Source organism: Bradyrhizobium icense (genome assembly GCF_001693385.1).
In the GTDB taxonomy this organism is placed as follows: domain Bacteria; phylum Pseudomonadota; class Alphaproteobacteria; order Rhizobiales; family Xanthobacteraceae; genus Bradyrhizobium; species Bradyrhizobium icense.
This window is the reverse complement of the sequence record NZ_CP016428.1, coordinates 5,231,034-5,247,845: the sequence shown is the minus strand read 5'-3', so window position 1 is coordinate 5,247,845 and position 16,812 is coordinate 5,231,034. Positions and strand designations below refer to the sequence as shown.

Annotated in this window: 8 protein-coding genes and 2 pseudogenes; 9 read left to right on the top strand and 1 reads right to left on the bottom strand. The window is 60.8% G+C overall.

The genetic code is table 11. From position 1 onward, the window contains the following. Positions 1-318: 318 nt before the first annotated feature. Positions 319-1,275, bottom strand: coding sequence for a nodulation protein NoeE (gene noeE / locus LMTR13_RS24795; RefSeq protein WP_065730095.1), 957 nt, complete (start codon positions 1,273-1,275; stop codon positions 319-321). A 746-nt stretch (positions 1,276-2,021) separates the two neighbouring features. Here noeE and LMTR13_RS42730 point away from each other — a divergent pair. From LMTR13_RS42730 to LMTR13_RS24745, 9 genes and pseudogenes are all read left to right on the top strand, one after another. Next, positions 2,022-2,247 (top strand): annotated as a pseudogene (locus LMTR13_RS42730) (IS66 family transposase); the annotation flags it as partial. A gap of 427 nt (positions 2,248-2,674) precedes the next feature. Next, positions 2,675-4,510 carry an NEL-type E3 ubiquitin ligase domain-containing protein gene (locus LMTR13_RS24790; RefSeq protein WP_065730094.1) on the top strand — a complete coding sequence of 612 codons (1,836 nt, stop codon included), beginning with the start codon at positions 2,675-2,677 and terminating at the stop codon, positions 4,508-4,510. 733 nt (positions 4,511-5,243) lie between these two features. Then, a complete protein-coding gene (locus LMTR13_RS24785) occupies positions 5,244-6,023 on the top strand; it encodes an SDR family NAD(P)-dependent oxidoreductase (protein ID WP_418219808.1) in 780 nt (259 codons plus the stop codon). A gap of 232 nt (positions 6,024-6,255) precedes the next feature. Continuing rightward, positions 6,256-8,079, top strand: coding sequence for a nif-specific transcriptional activator NifA (nifA, locus tag LMTR13_RS24780; RefSeq protein WP_065730092.1), 1,824 nt, complete (start codon positions 6,256-6,258; stop codon positions 8,077-8,079). A 771-nt stretch (positions 8,080-8,850) separates the two neighbouring features. Next, positions 8,851-9,693, top strand: a complete 843-nt coding sequence (locus LMTR13_RS24765) for an electron transfer flavoprotein subunit beta/FixA family protein (protein WP_065730089.1) — start codon at positions 8,851-8,853, stop codon at positions 9,691-9,693. Positions 9,694-9,710: 17 nt separating this feature from the next. Further along, positions 9,711-10,118: pseudogene (locus LMTR13_RS24760) on the top strand (electron transfer flavoprotein subunit alpha); the annotation flags it as partial. 77 nt (positions 10,119-10,195) lie between these two features. Beyond that, positions 10,196-11,497: an FAD-dependent oxidoreductase gene (locus tag LMTR13_RS24755; RefSeq protein ID WP_065730087.1), complete on the top strand. Its 1,302-nt coding sequence runs from the start codon at positions 10,196-10,198 to the stop codon at positions 11,495-11,497. A 786-nt stretch (positions 11,498-12,283) separates the two neighbouring features. Continuing rightward, positions 12,284-13,753, top strand: a complete 1,470-nt coding sequence (locus LMTR13_RS24750; protein WP_236843100.1) for a M16 family metallopeptidase — start codon at positions 12,284-12,286, stop codon at positions 13,751-13,753. Beyond that, positions 13,750-15,177 carry a M16 family metallopeptidase gene (locus LMTR13_RS24745; RefSeq protein WP_065730086.1) on the top strand — a complete coding sequence of 476 codons (1,428 nt, stop codon included), beginning with the start codon at positions 13,750-13,752 and terminating at the stop codon, positions 15,175-15,177. Before LMTR13_RS24750 ends, LMTR13_RS24745 begins: the two co-directional genes overlap by 4 nt. The last annotated feature ends 1,635 nt before the right edge of the window (positions 15,178-16,812 follow it).

Genomic DNA, 16,812 nt, shown 5'->3' with positions numbered 1-16,812 from the left:
GCTGAGTATGCCTTCGGCCCGCTGATCTTCCCCGCGGATAAGGCCGTATGATATCGCCCGCAACGTCTCGATGGCCGCATCGCGATCACAAATGGCATTCAATCCAGCAGCTCGATCGGTCTCCGACAGCGTGAGCGCCTGTTCCAACTGAGCCGCTATCGAATTCGCCGGGCGCAAATTCTCCTCCATGTTGGACTCGGCTAGACGCTGCGACTCCCGATTTATGGAGGGGTCGAAAGCCGAGGAGGAGTTCTCTTCAGCTTGCCAGACATACTGTTTGGCGCACCGGTTTCCGCCAGATGCCGCACGAGCTCCTCGCTAGGCGCGGCGCAAATCCCACCAGTTTTGAAATACCTGACGATACTGTTCGGTTACGGCCCGACCTCGATCCACGATCCCGGCCTGCTGAACGTGCCGAAGTTCCTGCTCATAACCGAGCTCTATCAAAAGCTCGGCGCCTATTGCATCCGTTATTGCTTGCATCTCTTGGATGCTTAATTCGGTTTGCCAAGCGTAGACTGAGCGATCATCGACTGCCTTTCTCTCTAGGATTTTTCGATCCCCGAACCGACTGGAGCGAAGATATTCCGGCTGCTGCATCGTTGCCGATGCAATTCCGATTGGATCGTAGCCGAGCCCAGCGATCACGCGCCGGATTTCCTCATCGGGGCGCGCCACCAAATGTTCGTACCGCACCATCTGCGTCTGCGTCCGACCGCGGTGCGCGGCGAGCGCAGGCAGGCCCAGAACGAGATCGGCGAGAGAGGATGCGATGTCGGGAGGCAGGCTGAGCACGAGATCGGAGAGACCAGATAGGCTGGCGGGGGGCCAGCTTTCTGGCACGATCGGGATGCCCCACGTCGATTTCAGTGAAGCGGCAACAGCGTAGGGATTACGTAATAGAAGGATGTGGGGCGCTTCTGGATAGAGAGAATCCAAAAAATCGAGGACCATCCAATAACGCGGCGTCTTGTCTATGAAGGTACGCTTGCCCGCTGCTGCCAAATATTGGCCGTAAGCCGCATCAGCAAAAGCGCGACCGACGATACTACGATCGATTCGGCCCAAGAACTCGGAGGTGGCGTCCTGAATTAGTGATGCCCCCGCTGGGTGACGGTGGTCCACCCTGCCAAATGCCTCAAGTGCCAGCATCAACCAGGGCTCAGGCGGCGCCACAATATCTGGGTGCTGCTGGAGCAAATGCGACAGCAGCGTCGTCCCCGACCGGGGAAGGCCAAGGAGAAAGCAGACCGCAGGCAAATCGTTTTGGCTCATGATTCCATCCCCTTATGCCTGGACAAAGCGAGCGGCCGCCCGAGCCTCCCTTTGTCCGGTTGAAAGAGATAACGGCAGCCGTGCTGTTCCACATGTGACCACGTGCGCAGCATCGTGACATGAGAAGGACTTCGCCTGCATCTTCCGCATGATCTGAGAGCTATGGAATTCGATCCATTTGGCCGGATCGCAGAAGCATTTGGCACCTGCAATCGGCAGCTCCCGATTGCTCGCAAAGCAAAGGCGAAGTCGAGGGGTGGTTCAATTATCCGGAGATACGCGGGTGATACAAAAAAGGTTGGAAAAGCTATACGGAGGTTTATCGGAGGCAAGTGCTTACGCGACGCGGGGGGCGTTTGTCGCGTTGAGCCGGCGCGGTGCAGCTTGCGTGGCCGCGGGAGAAGGTGGCCGCAATGGGCATGCGCCTCTGTTGATGCTCGCCCCTGCACCGGAGAAATCTTCTCAGAGCCATGGTGAAGATCGATAGCCATTCTGGATGCCTGAATTCAATTCCTCCAACTGAGTTTTTGCTATCCGTTTCTTCCAATTGGTAAAATCGATTGTTTTGATGGAATGCATCCACGCGCTGGATAAGTCCGGATCATGCGTCCAGGGTCTCGATCATCTAAATCTGCTCGTCGCGCTCGATGTATCCCTTCGGTAGCGGCCACTTTGTGAAATTCGGTCGTCTTTCTGAGGATGTGACCTTGTCTACCATTGAAGTCATATGAAGGTATTAGACGCCGCTCACGTTCGCCCGTGCAAAAGCCTCGGAAGCCGAGGCGCTGATCGCCCAGCTCGAGCGCCACATCTACGGCCATCGATCGGAGCGATCTCATCGCTGCTGATCGACCAGTTGGCGCTGACCTTCGAAGAGCTCGAAATTGGCGCAAGACGTGTCTGCGGAGCAGGCTGTAGCCAAAGACGACGAGTGTGCGCGGATTACGCGCAAGGCGTCCCGAACGCCAGACCGTCGCCAGTTTTTCTTCAGTTGACCACTGACGCTGCAACTTCGAGAGACCTCGATGGGCTTCCATCGGCGGATTATGAGTCTTTCGAAACTCGTCAGTTTATGGACAGCTAAGTCTTGTAGCATTGAGATACTGTCTATCAGGACTGCGAGGTCCGGCTGGATCTGCTGCAGAGGAGAGGGGGATGGATTGCTCTAACAAAACAACCCTTTCGTTAACCGTAGATTCCGTCCGGACGTACTAGTCTTGCTGCACCTGCCCTGTGGGCGAATGACGCAGCGTGTTCGGCGGCTCTGGGTGGCAACCGCGCTCCGTGATCGCCTGCTTCGTCGTTAGTCGGTGATCACCATCCATGGTGAGAGCTACCGGCTTCGAGAAGCGCCGCTCCGGCGCATTCCCTTCATTTGGCTACCGAGGAGACGTTATTGATGAATGCAGAACGGGCCCAGCTTGGCGCTGGCACTCCTTCCGAGACTTCCGAGTCCGAAACCTCCGAACCAGGGTCCCCGGCCGCGCCGCAGTGGGTCGAAGCCTTGTCGGAGGCGGAGGCGTCCGCCGCTGATTCCGCCTCGTCGCAGGACCAGGTCCTGGTGGGTCCGGCTGCCGAAGGGGGGCAGGGCGAAGACGCGGATAGGCAAGAGGCGGTAAGTCGAACGAGGGCTTGGCGAGAGGCGGGCGATGTCAATGAGCCGCTGGATCTGTCGTCGCTGTCCCTGACCGCCTTGTCCGCCCCCCTTCCGCCCGAGCTCCGGCGCCTGAACGTCGACAACAATCAGCTGACCAGCCTGCCCGAGCTTCCGGCTGATCTCGAGCGGCTGTACGCCAGCAACAATCGGCTGACCAGCTTGCCCGACCTTCCAGCCGGGCTCCGGCGGCTCTACGCCATCAGCAATGGGCTGACCAGCTTGCCCGCAGAACTGCCGCCCGGGCTCCGGCGCCTGAACGTCGACAACAACCAGCTGACCAGTCTGCCCGATAACCTTCCCGCAACTCTTCAGGAGCTGGACGCCGGCGGCAACCGGCTGACCAGTCTGCCCGACCTTCCAGCCGGGCTCCAGCGCCTGAATGTCGACTACAATCAGCTGACCAATCTGCCCGAGCCCCTCCCGGCCGACCTCCAATGGCTCAGCGCTAGCCAGAACCAGCTGACTAGCCTGCCCGAGACGGTCCCCGCCGAGCTCCTATGGCTCGGCGCCAGCAACAACCAGCTGACCAGCGTGCCAGAGACCCTGCTGACGCAGCTGGGCCCTCAGTCCAGCGTTGATCTGGAGAATAATCCGCTGCCCGAGGGGGTACCGACCAACCTGGCGACAGCCATGCATGCCGGGGACTATGCCGGCCCGCAGATCTTTTTGTCTATGGCCGAGGGAGCGGTGCAAGTCGAGCCGCAGGCCCTGCACGAGGTTGTCGCGCACTGGCTCGAGGGCGACGCTGAGACAGTGGCCACCTGGCAGCGCTTCGCCGAAGAGCCAGGTGCTCAGGACTACGCACGCTTCCTCGACAGGCTCCGTGGCACGGTGAACTATGGCAATGAGGCGTTCCGGCAGGCGGTGGTCGAGGATCTGCGGCAGGCGGCGGCCAGGCCGCGATTGCGCGAGCACTTTTTCGAGCAGGCTTTAGGAGCGAGCGACAGCTGCGAGGATCGCATCACTTTGGCCTGGAACGGCATGCAGACCGCACGCCTGAACGCTGATGTCGAGGAAGGAGCCTATGACGGGCGGCTCGACGAACTGCTCCAGCACGGCCGTGTGATGTTCCGCTTGGGGGCGCTGGACGGGATCGCGCGCGAGACGGTCAACTCGCTCCACCGTGCCGACCCGGACGCCGACATCGACGAGATCGAGGTCTATCTTGCCTACCAGACCCAGCTGCGCGACCCCCTGGAGCTGCGGCACGTCGCCCCAGACATGCGCTTCTTGAATGTCTCTCACGTGACAGAAGACGACGTTGCCAGGGCCGCGACGTCGGTGCGGGACCAGGAGGCGACGGGATTCGCAGACTATCTGCCAACGCGCTGGCAACCTTGGGAGAGCGTGTTGAGACGCATCGCCCCCGGTGACCATGCAGTGATGCAGGAGCGGCTCATCGATGCGATGGGAGAGGAGTTCGACAGCCGCCTGAATAGACGGCTCGCCGAGGATGGCTTGACAGACGATGCCGATGCCGAGCGGGTGCTCGGAGCCGAGATCCGCAACGAGATCGCCCGCGAGATCAAGATCCCGGTAATGCACAAGGTGCTCGCGGATCGCGGCCTAAAGCTGTGAAGCGGCCGTTCATGCGAGGGCTGTCAATCGCTGTTTGGGCCATCGCCGCGGTCGATTGCGGGATCGAGATGAGAGACTATACCTGCCTGGCAGCTCCGCCGCCGCAGCAGCAAGCCGAGCTAACCGACAGTGAGCCATCGCCACGCTCAAGAATACTGCGATGGCGATAGGCCCCGGGAAAGGCCTGCAGGCGAGAGTTTGCTGCCGCGTATCGTGAGACCCAGTTCGATCACGAAATAATGAATTGGAATGACGTGGCCGGTAGCCATGGTTTCAGGAGGGGCAGGTTGCTCAACAGCAATACCTCATTCCCGCGCATCAAACGATGTGAGAGCGAAAACGAATTCGGCGGCGGTTCTGCTACGCGCAGCAATTTAGCTGGCGGACCTGGCCCGACTGCATTGACAATATTTGCGAAAAACCAGCGCGCATTAGGGCCATGGAGCAAGAGCGGAGCCAAATGGCTAGTGCCGCGCAGGTTATGCGAGACTCGAAAATGGGCTTGTGCGCCAGCGTTTGCTACTGTCCGAAAGCAAACGCGCATGATGTGGGGAACCAGCCAAGCTGTTGCGAACGCGACATTGGGCCGCAAAACATGCGAGCGTTCCTCTGCATCGCACTGGCCCAAATCCTGCACCGCATTCACGGGCGAGAGCAAGAGAATTGGGAGGAGTGTTTGAGTCTCGATCTGAGAAACGATGAAGCGGTCGCCGGTCCACCGTCGGCGACCGACGTGGGCTGTCCGTTTCACACCGATAGAGTCCGCATCCAGCAGGGAGAACAGAAGACGTTGGTGCTAACCGGCGCGTCGCGCGGCATTGGTCACGCCACCGGAAAGCTGTTTTCGGAAGCGGGCTGGCGCATCATTTCTTGCGCGCGCCAACCGTTCGATGGTGGGCGCTGCCCGTGGGAATCAGGGGCCGACAACCATGTCCAGGTCGATCTCAGCAACCATCGGATGCTGCCGCGCGCCATCGCCGAGGTCAAGGAGCGACTCGCGGGCGCGCCATTGCACGCATTGATCAACAATGCCGGCATTTCACCGAAGACGCCGAATGGCGCACGACTGACGGCGTTGACGACGTCAGTCGAAACCTGGATGAGGGTGTTCCACCTCAATCTGGTGGCGCCGATCCTGCTCGCGCAAGGCCTGTTTGACGAGCTGAAAGCAGCATCCGGATCAATTGTCAACGTGACCTCAATCGCAGGCTCCCGGGTGCACCCGTTTGCCGGCTCCGCCTATGCGACATCGAAAGCTGCGCTCGCGTGTCTCACGCGCGAGATGGCGCACGACTATGCACCGCATGGCATTCGCGTGAATGCGATCGCGCCCGGCGAGATCAAGACAGACATTTTGTCGCCGAACACGGAAGCGCGCCTTGTACCAAATATTCCGTTGCGCCGAGTGGGCACACCCGAAGAAGTCGCGAAGGTCATCTTCTTCCTATGCTCGGATGCGGCAAGTTATGTCACGGGCACCGAGGTGCCGATCAATGGTGGCCAACACCTGTGATCGCCTGTACCGGCAACAAGCAAATCGCAGCTGATTTGATCTGCATCAATGGAATTCGTGTTCCCACGGAATCCAGCGCGACGAGTGCGGAAAAAGCAGAGAACAAGCAAATCAAAGCACTGTAAGTTTACCGTCGTGCCGCGATGAACGCGCTGTAAGTTTTACCATCGTGCCATAATAAGAAGGTATCTCTTGCGTCATCCAAAAATGGGGGGGCGAGATCGAGGATGACATGCAACACAATATTCGCAAATCCGAACAGGAGAACAGGGAGGATGATCATAACAACGGAGACGTCGTCATGCTGCATATCCCGTCCGTACGCGAAAGGCCTAACTCAAATTCCGAGACGGACGATGCGGTCACTGATGTGCCGTTGTACGAGAGCGCGATCATCGGGATCTTCGAAATATCGAAAGTACTCACCGCCCCCTGCCGGCTGGAAGTCACGCTGGCCAATGTCGTCGATCTTCTGCAATCGTTTGTGCAGATGCGGCACGGCATCGTCTCTCTGTTCCACGATGATGGCGTGCCGGACATTACCGTGGGCGCCGGCTGGAGCGAAGGCAGCGACGAGCGCTTCCGGATGCGCCTGCCGCAGAAAGTAATCGACGAGATCGTGGCGTCGGACAGGCCGCTCGTCGCCGAAAACGTAGCAGTGCATCCGGCCTTTAGTGCTGCGGACAAGGAGGTGCTCGGCGCCTCCGACGACATGGGAGTGTCGTTCATCGGCGTTCCCATTCGCATCGATGCGAATGTCGTGGGCACGCTGACGATCGATCGCATCCTGGACAACGCGTCGAGCGCCCGGCTCGATTACGACGTACGGCTGCTCACAATGATCGCCAACCTAGCAGGGCAGACAGTGAAGCTGCATCGCCTGTTCGCGTGTGACCGCGAGCGACTGATGGCGGAGAAGGACCGGCTGCAAAAGGAATTGTCCGAGCTCAAACAGCCTGCGCGGGAGCGCAAGAAGGTTCATGTCGAGGGGATCATTGGCGACAGCCCGGCGCTGCGCAGGTTGCTCGAGAAGATCGCGGTCGTAGCCAAATCAAACAGCACGGTGCTGTTGCGCGGCGAGTCCGGTACCGGAAAGGAGCTGGTCGCCAAGGCCATTCACGAGCGGTCAGCGCGCGCCAAGCGGCCCTTCATAAAACTCAATTGCGCGGCGCTGCCTGAAACGGTACTGGAATCCGAATTGTTCGGTCATGAGAAGGGTGCCTTTACCAGCGCGTTCACTGCACGCAAGGGCCGCTTCGAGCTCGCCGACAAGGGGACGCTATTTCTGGATGAGATCGGCGAGATCTCGGCCTCGTTCCAGGCAAAGCTACTGCGCGTACTGCAGGAGCAGGAATTCGAGCGCGTCGGCGGCAACCAGACCATTAAGGTCGATGTTCGCGTGATTGCCGCCACGAATAAGAACCTGGAAGAGGCGGTGGCAAGGAACGAGTTCCGCGCCGACCTCTATTATCGCATCAGCGTGGTTCCCTTGCTGCTGCCGCCGTTGCGCGAAAGGCGCGGTGATATTCCGCTCCTCGCCACCGAGTTTCTCAGGAATTTCAACAGCGAGAACGGCCGCACGCTTACCTTCGATGCGAGTGCGATTGAAGTACTGATGAACTGCGGTTTTCCCGGGAATGTCCGCGAGCTTGAGAATTGCGTGCAGCGGACCGCGACTCTGGCACCAGGACCATCGATCGTGAGAGACGACTTTGCCTGCTGCCACGGCCAGTGCCTTTCCGCGATGCTGTGGAAGAGCGGATCGGACGAGATGGCGCTGCAGCCGGGGCGGATCGTACCAGTGCCCGCCAAGCCGGCCACGTCGCCGGCCGAGGCTGCTACATCGGTCCCGCCTGTCGGCAGCGAGCTGGCTCCGCTAGCGCCAGTCGGCGCAGCCCTCGTAGGTGGTGCGAAGATGACAGATCGCGAGCGTGTCATCGCGGCCATGGAAAGATCCGGCTGGGTGCAGGCGAAGGCGGCGCGCCTGCTTGGACTTACGCCGCGCCAAATTGGCTACGCCCTGAGGAAATATGGCGTCGAGATCAAGCGCTTCTAAAAGGAGTGTCGGACTTGCGGTGTGTCGGGGCCCTGATCATCGCCGTTGGGGCGAATAGCTGGAGAAACAGAAATAGAGGCTTGGTGGTTTGGCGCGGACTTGGACCCGATCACGATCGGATGCGCCCCCCCGCGTCGGCGCCGATTCTGTCATCATCGAGATCAGCCCGCCCGACCACGGGCGGGCACATGCCCCGCTACGCTCGTGCGAACGCGGCGCTATCATCGCGAATCCGTTGCCGATGTCGCCATCGACCATCAGCTCACGCCGGATACAGTCAGCGAGACCATCGGGTGCTGTTCGACCTCGTTCAGTTCGCCTGGCGTCATATGCAGCGACCGCTGCGCGATGCGGGCCTGCGCGCGAAGGGACCGCGGTGTGCCTCGCGGTCGCAGGCGCCGCAAGCTGATTGCGGCGCTGCCCTTGGTCCTGGCGATGCGAAGCATCGTCCAGTGCAAGTCGGCTCAGGGCTTACGCTCTCTCGTGAGCGCAGCGGCCGCGGCGGAGACCCGGGATCGCGTATGGATCGACTCGAGCAAAGCGCCTCTCGTTTTTGGTCCGCTCTCCTTGATCCAGATCAACGACAAACTACGCCGCGCGAGCCGGGCTGTCGTAGTCACGACCAATGTCGCAATTCCGTCGGCGAACGTCAGGCTACAGTGACATAACGCTTCCCAAAAGCCATTGTATTGCTGCCTGATTTTGAGGTTCGCGCAATGGTACGACACTTGCTGTTCTCTTCGCCAGCCGTTGCAACGTCTGGAGAAGCACATGCACAACGTCATCTGCATCAAGCAGGTTCCCGACTCCGCGCAGATCCGCGTGCACCCCGTGACCAACACGATCATGCGTCAGGGCGTGCCGACCATCATTAACCCATACGATCTCTTCGCACTCGAGGCCGCGTTGGAGCTGCGCGATAAGTTCGGCGGCGAGATCACCGTCCTTACAATGGGGCCGCCATCAGCCGAGGACTCATTACGCAAAGCGCTGACCTTTGGCGCCGATCGCGCCGTACTGCTCACCGACCGCTGCTTTGCGGGCGCCGATACGCTGGCAACGACTTACGCGTTGGCGACCGCCATCCGCAAAATCGGCAAGGAGTATGGCCCGCCGGACCTCATCTTCACCGGTAAGCAGACCATCGACGGCGACACCGCGCAGGTTGGGCCCGGCGTCGCGAAGCGGCTTGGCGTGCTGCAGCTTACCTACGTCGCAAAGATCAGGGCCCTGAATCTCACCGCTCGCACAATTGAAACGGAACGGCGCTCCGAAGGCGGCGTCCAGGTGCTCCGCACCAGGCTGCCGTGTCTCATCACCATGCTGGAGGCAACCAACCAGATTCGCCGCGGCGCCATGGCGGATGCATTGCGTGCCGCCCGGGCGCCGATCGTGAAATGGAGCGCGCAGGAGGCCGGCGTCGAGGACATCTCCAAATGCGGTCTCAGGGGCTCGCCGACCGTCGTCAAGCGTGTCTTCGCGCCGTCCGCGCGCGCTGAGAAGGCGGTGCTGGTTGAGGCCGCCGAGCAGCCGGCGCAAGCATTGATCGACGCCATCTTCAAGCACCAGCCAAAGCTTGAAACCGACCTTGCGGCGCTAGCAAGCGATTCCTGATCTGGAGGGTCTTGGCGATGAGCGATGTGATAAGAGCTCCCGCGGAACGGCCCGCCGCCAAGAAGGCGCTGCCTGGGCATTTCAACGCTGACAAGCATGCCTGGGTCTTCATCGAACAGGAGCGCGGGCAGGTGCATCCGATCTCCTGGAAGCTGATGGGCGCGGGCCGCAAGCTCGCCGAGAAGCGGAAGGCTGATCTCGCGCCGGTCGTGATCGGTCCGGAGGGCGAGGCGACACGCAGCGCCCCGGTCGAATTCTTCTCCTACGCCGACGACCTTGTCCATCTCGTCGCCGACAACATGCTCGCAGATTACCGCAACCAGTCCTACAGCATGGCGTTGACTGATCCTGTCAACACCCACAAGCCGGAGATCCTGCTGTTGGGAGCCACGATCCTAGGCCGTGATCTCGCCGCCTCCGAGGCTCGCCGCATTCACGCGACCGCGTCGCAAGCGAGCGTACGGTCTGAGAACATGCGCCACTGAACAAAGGAGAGGCCCCCATGATCGAAGAGAGGTTCGATGCCATCGTGGTTGGCGCCGGAATGGCCGGCAACGCGGCGGCGCTGACCATGGCCAAGCGTGGCATGAAGGTGCTACAGCTCGAGCGCGGCGAATATTCCGGATCAAAGAACGTGCAGACTGCCATCCTCGATGCGCACATCGTGGAACAGCTGATCCCCGATTTCCGCGAGGACGCGCCGCTCGAGCGCCGCCTTGTCGAGCAGCGCTTTTGGTTAATGGATAGCCGCTCCCATATCGGGCTGCGCTACCGTTTCAACGACTGCAATGACGAGCGACCGAACCGGTATATCGTTATCCGCGCCCTATTCGATAAATGGTTCTCCTGGAAGGTGAGGGAGGCCGGCGCCACCGTCTTGTACCAAACTACCGTTACAGAGCTGGCGCAGAACCGCCGCGGCCGCGTCATTGGTGTGCGTACCGACCGCCAGGACGGCATAATCCACGCCGATGTAGTGGTGCTCGCCGAGGGCGTCAATGGCTTGCTCGGGACGCGTGCGGGCTGGCGCGAGCGGCCGACGCCCGACCAGGTTGCGCTGCAGGTCAAGGAAATGCACATTTTGCCGCGCAAGACCATCGAAGCCCGTTTCAATCTCAAGCGCGACGAAGGGGTCGTGATCGAGGCCGCCGGCACCATTTCGCGTGGCATGACCGGCATTGGTTTCATCTATGCGAATAGGGAGTGCATCTCACTCGGCGTCGGCTGCCTCGTCTCCGATCTCCAGCGAACGGGCGAAACGCCTTACGGGGTACTCGACCGCTTCAAGCGTTATCCGTCGGTGGAGCCGCTAATCAACGGCTCAGAGCTTAAGGAATATTCCGCGCACCTCATCCCGAAACGCGGCTACAACACCATACCCCAGCTATACGGCAAGGGCTGGGTGGTGGTCGGGGATGCCGCCGAACTCGACAATACCAGCCATTGCGGGCGTCTGAACGTTGCGATGATCTCTGGAAGAATTGCCGCGGAAGCGATCTTCCGTGCGAAATCGCGCGGCGGTCGCAGCACGTCGAATAGTTTTTCACTGTACAAGAAGATGCTTAATGAGTCGTATGAGGATCTGAAAAAGTACAAGGATATGCCGGCGCTGATGCACACCCAGCCGGACAACTTTCTCCTCACCCATCCGCAGCTCGTCTCGAAGGCGATCCAGAATTTCGCGCGCATCGGTGGCAGGCCAAAGGCGGGGGAGGAGAAGTCGGACTCAAAATCCTTTGGCGATGTGTGGTCATGGACCGGACTCTTCGGCGATGGGTTCCGCTTGCCGCGCGCCTGGCGCTGAATCACACTAGCTCAAGCGAAAACATGGACGCCAGAAATATGAACTTCGAGCATTCGGTGGTACGCAATCCGGCGTAGGCCGCAGGCTGATTGGATTAGTCGGGCGGCCAGCGCTTGAGCCAAGTCGGATTTTCTTTGTGCATCCGGACGAGCTCGATCAGGTTTTCGATTCCGAAGTCGGTGAAGGCCATGGCGCCGTGTTCGCCGGCGCCATAGACCCAGATGACGCCGTCCTCGGGATTTGGTCACTCCGGCCCCTGAAACCGGGAGGCCTATTTAGGAAATAGTCTCGGTTGCCAAACGCTTTCTCGACATATTGATCGATCGAAACGATGATCGCTTGGACGTGCTGGTGGCAGGCGTCGCAGCGCGGCCGGGTACTCCTGGTGCGGCGGCGCCGCGACAAGCTTTGGACGTTTCCTGGCGTGCGCCGGCGCGGCCGCGAAACGGCGGAGCAGTGCCTCTGGCGCGAGATCAAGGCTCCATGCGGTATGTGGCGTCGCAGGAGTTAGGCCAGCGCGAGGCGGCGAGTTGTCGTGCGTTTTGGTGTGCAACGTCGTGTTCGCAACATGTTGGCTGATACTGAACAAGTGCGGCTTTGGTTTCGGAGAGAAAGAACGCGCCGCGCTTCGTTTTGCGTCCAGCTGCCCGCGCAGCGGTCCGTGCGCGGAAGCATCAGGCGATTGGCCCGACTTTTGCTCCTTGTTTGCCAACGGCGTGCGGCTCTCTGCTTTGTCGGGATCGTCCGTTGCAGAATGTGAATCTCGGTGTAACCAAAGGCGATGCCATGAAGAGTTCCGTGACAACCAAGGTGCTGGGCACGGACACTGTTGCAATGGCCTTGATGACGTCCACCGCGCTGGCGGTCGAACACAAAGTCGAATACAAAAAGGATAATAGCAGCAATCCTAGCCTCCGGGACGTGCCTGAAAACAGCAGCGTCCTTGCCCAGATCACAGTCGCCTCGGAGCGATCTGCAAACTTCACGCTTGCGAACGGCCTGCAGGTGGTGGTGCTCTCCGATCACCGCACGCCCGCCGTGACCCAGACGATCTGGTATAAGGTCGGCTCCGCCGACGACACCCCGGGCAAATCGGGGCTTGCTCATTTCTTCGAACACCTGATGTTCAAGGGCACAGCGAAACATCCGCCCGGCGAATTCTCCCAGACCGTGCTGCGCGTCGGCGGCAACCAGAACGCCTTCACCGGGATGGACTACACCAGCTATTACCAACGCGTGCCGCGCGAGCAGCTCGGTAAGATGATGGAATTTGAGGCGGACCGCATGACCGGTCTCGTTCTCCAAGATGAGAACGTGCTGTCCGAACGCGACGTTGTGCTCGAGGAATTCAATATGCGCGTCGCCAACAATCCCGATAGGCAGCTCACCGAGCAGATCAGGGCGGCGCTTTACCTCAACCACCCCTACGGCCGCCCCAATCTCGGCTGGCGCCAGGAGATCGAGAAGCTCGACCGCGAGGACGCGCTCGCGTTCTACAGGCGCTTCTACGCGCCGAACAACGCGATCCTGATCATCGCCGGCGACGTTGACGCCAATGAGATCCGCCCGATGGTGGAGAAGAATTTTGGCGACATCCCCTCGCAGCCCTCGATCCCGGCAAAACGCGTGCGCCCGCAGGAGCCGACGCCGGCTGCGCCCCGCACCGTGACGCTCTCCGATCCGCGTGTCGAGCAGCCGTACTTGCGCCGCTATTACCTCGTGCCGTCGGCTACCACTGCAGCCGCCGGCGAGAGCCCCGCGCTCGACGTCCTTGCGCAATTGATGGGCGGCGGCGTCAACTCCTATCTCTACCGCGCGCTGGTGATCGACAAGCAGCTCGCGAGCAGCACGAGCGCGAGCTACCACGGTACCTCGCTCGATCCCTCGCAATTCATGATTTCGGCCACGCCCAAGCCCGGCGTCGAGTTCATCCAGATCGAGGACGCCATCGACAAGGTGATCGGCGACCTCGCGCAAAATCCCGCCCGCGCCGAGGACCTCGAGCGCGTCAAGACCCGGCTGATTGCGGAAGCGATCTGCGCCCAGGATAACCAGGCGATGTTGGCGGACTGGTACGGCCGCGCGCTCACCACGGGGCTGAGCATCGAAGACATCCGAAGCTGGCCGGAGCGCATCCGCGCCGTCACTGCCGAGCAGGTCCGCGAGGCCGCGCAGAAATGGCTCGACAAGAAGCGGTCGGTGACCGGCTATCTGATCAAGGATTCTGCGCCCAAACGCGAGGAGAAGCGCTCGTGACCTATTCCTTCACACGGCGCGCCGTCCTGGTCGGCAGCGCCTCGCTCGCAATCGCGACGTTCGCCTCGGCACCATCGCTTGCCGCAACCACGATCCAGCGCCTGGTCTCGCCCGGCGGCATCGAAGCCTGGTTCGTGCAGGACGCCACCGTCCCGCTGATCGCGATGGAATACGCCTTCGGCGGCGGCGCCACCCAGGACCCCAACGACAAGCCCGGTGTCGGCCACATGGTTGCCGGCCTGCTCGATGAAGGGTCCGGCGATCTCGACTTCAAGACCTTTCACGAGCGGCTCGACCGCCGCGCCATTGAGCTCAGCTTTTCTTCGACTCGCGATCAGTTTCGCGGCTCCTTGCGCATGCTCAAGGACAGCAGGGACGAGGCCTTCGACCTTCTGCGAATGGCGCTGACCTCGCCGCGTTTCGATGCGGCCGATGTCGAACGGATCCGTTCCGCGGTGCTCGCGAACCTTTGGCGTGACTCCACGGATCCTTCAACGCTCGCCAATCGCAAGTTCTTCGAAGTCGCCTTCAACGATCATCCTTATGCTCGTCAGGCCGGAGGCACGGTCGAGAGCGTGCCGAAGATCGACGTCGCCGATCTTAAGGACTATGTGCGACGCGTGATCGCCAAGGACACGCTCAAGATCGCGGTGGTCGGTGACGTCGATCCAGAGACGCTCGGCAAATTGCTCGACAAGACCTTTGGCAGCCTGCCGGCCAAGGCGGAGTTGACGCTGGTCTCCGACCTGGCCGCGGCAAAGCCGCCGCAGCGCGTCTTCATTCCGCTCGACGTGCCGCAGACCGTCGTGACCTTCGGCGGTGCCGGCGTCCGCCGCAGCGAGCCGGATTTCATGGCGGCCTGTGTCGTCGACCAGATCCTCGGCGGCGACGGGCTGTCGTCGCGGCTCTACCGCGAAGTCCGCGAAAAGCGCGGGCTTGCCTATTCGGTCTATGAGTCGCTGCTCTGGATGGATCATTCCGCCGTGTTCGTCGGCAACACCGGCACCCGCGCCGACCGTGCCGGCGAGACGGTGGGCGCTATCGAGAACGAAGTCCGCCGCATGGCCGAGCAAGGCCCGTCCCAAAAGGAGCTCGACGAGGCCAAGTCGTACCTGAAGGGCTCGCAGATGCTGTCGCTCGACACGTCGTCAAAGCTTGCGCGGGCGCTGCTGCGGTATCAGCTCGACAAATTGCCGATCGACTATATCGAGAAGCACAGCGCGCTCGTCGATGCGGTGACGCTGGAGGATGTCAGGAAGGTGGCGCAGCGGGTGTGGGGCCAGGGTCTGCTCACCGTCATCGTCGGCCGCTCCCCACTGGCCGCAGCCCAGTCGACCACCGCGCCATCGGCCGCGACGCCGCCACCAGCGGCAGGCCAGCCAGGCGCCGCGCCATCAGCCGCAACGCCGGCAACACCCAATTAACTTTGACATTCGGTGCGCGCTAAGGACAAGCTGTCCTATAGCCGGTATTTGGCCGACCTCCGACCTGCCTACATCAAGGGGCGGCCCCACGAGAGCCGTCACTGCAGTTAGTCGCTCCTGCTGAAAGCTATTGCCACGCCACTACGAGTCGAACACCAAAGCCATGCCGAGACTACCGTTGACGGTCTCGTCGAATGCGGCCTTCCCGGCTCATCGGCGAGCCGTCCGCGACATCCAATGGAACCAGCGACACGGCCGCTACGGCGAGCTACAGCTGCGATGGCGCCTAACAAGGTCCGTCGTTGGTTCGATCTATCTGGCCGCGCACTCCGATCCCGCTCCCCCGTTGCGGCTGGCGTATGATCGAGCACTTTTGTCATCGTCGCCTGAACGGGAAGCGAAGAGGAGCGAACCGCTACGAATATGTCTACCAGTTCAGCTGCCATCACAACCACTGTGCTCGGCATTGTTGGCATGGCCACGTGGCTCTTCAATAAGCAGGCGAGGTTGAGAGATCTGGCCGAGCTGAAAAAGAAGCTCCATGATCTTAAGCCCTCTAACCTGAACAGGGCGCGGTTAGAACACTTAACACTTCGATGATCATAGATGCAAAGCGATGAAGTGTTTCTCATTTCGACTCTGGATCCAGCGACCATAGCGGGAAAGCTTATCATGGCGGCGGTGACCCACTCTGGTAATCAGTCTGGTGGAGGCGGAGATCACCACTGATCATGTGTAAGAGCTAGATCGAACACAGCTCTCGTTGTCGAGGCGCACCTTTCGTTAATGAAGTAGTCCGGCCGTACTACCGCCCTGCCAGCAACGAATGCTGGCAGTGGACCGAAGAGAAGGAGCACGCGATGTCACAGAAGCGCGACGCTTCGCCCGGTCAGCTGCCGTTGCACAGATTTTTAGGATTTGTTGTTCAGCGAGGAGCCAATCGCGGAATAAACGAAGCTTTGGCCGATCTTCGGCGACAACGCCCATCCGCCGCTAGCGCCATCTTCAGGGCTGCACCTGTATGGAACGAGAACGACCTTGAGTCGAATCGCAACATCCGCATCCATACCGCGGGATACGACGCGAACCTCCGAAAGGACGCGCGAAGATAGGTTGCGCCGAGATTATTGTAAGTCAAAAGACAAGCTCGTGATCCCGACCGGCGGCCTGTAGTGCTCGCATTATCACCGCGATCTCCGCGCCCGCTTCCGACGACGAACTGACGACACCGACGGACCTGCAGGCTGGCGAATTCATGGTTCACTAGGTTTCCGACCAGAAACGATACGGTGTTGGATCGTAGATTCGAATGCGATCGGACCGAGCCCTGGCGCCGATATCGAGTACCCCGCCCAAGCCTCGCGGTATCATTGCCGGCGCAAGCGCTGCACGAGCAGCAATCGTGCCTTGAGGTTTACAGCCAATAGCGCATCCCACTGCGCTCCTCCATTCAAGGAATGGAGTGTTGCTAAATAGTCGCGCATTTTTGACGAGGATCGCAACCATCCCGAGTTGCTCGGCCGAATCGGTGGCAAGCTGTTGGACTTCAGCGGCAGCAAAAGGCGCTCGCCGCATGTCCCTCCCGCCGAATGGCCCTGACGACTTACTGCGCAGCTTCGAAATGCTCCGACAGTC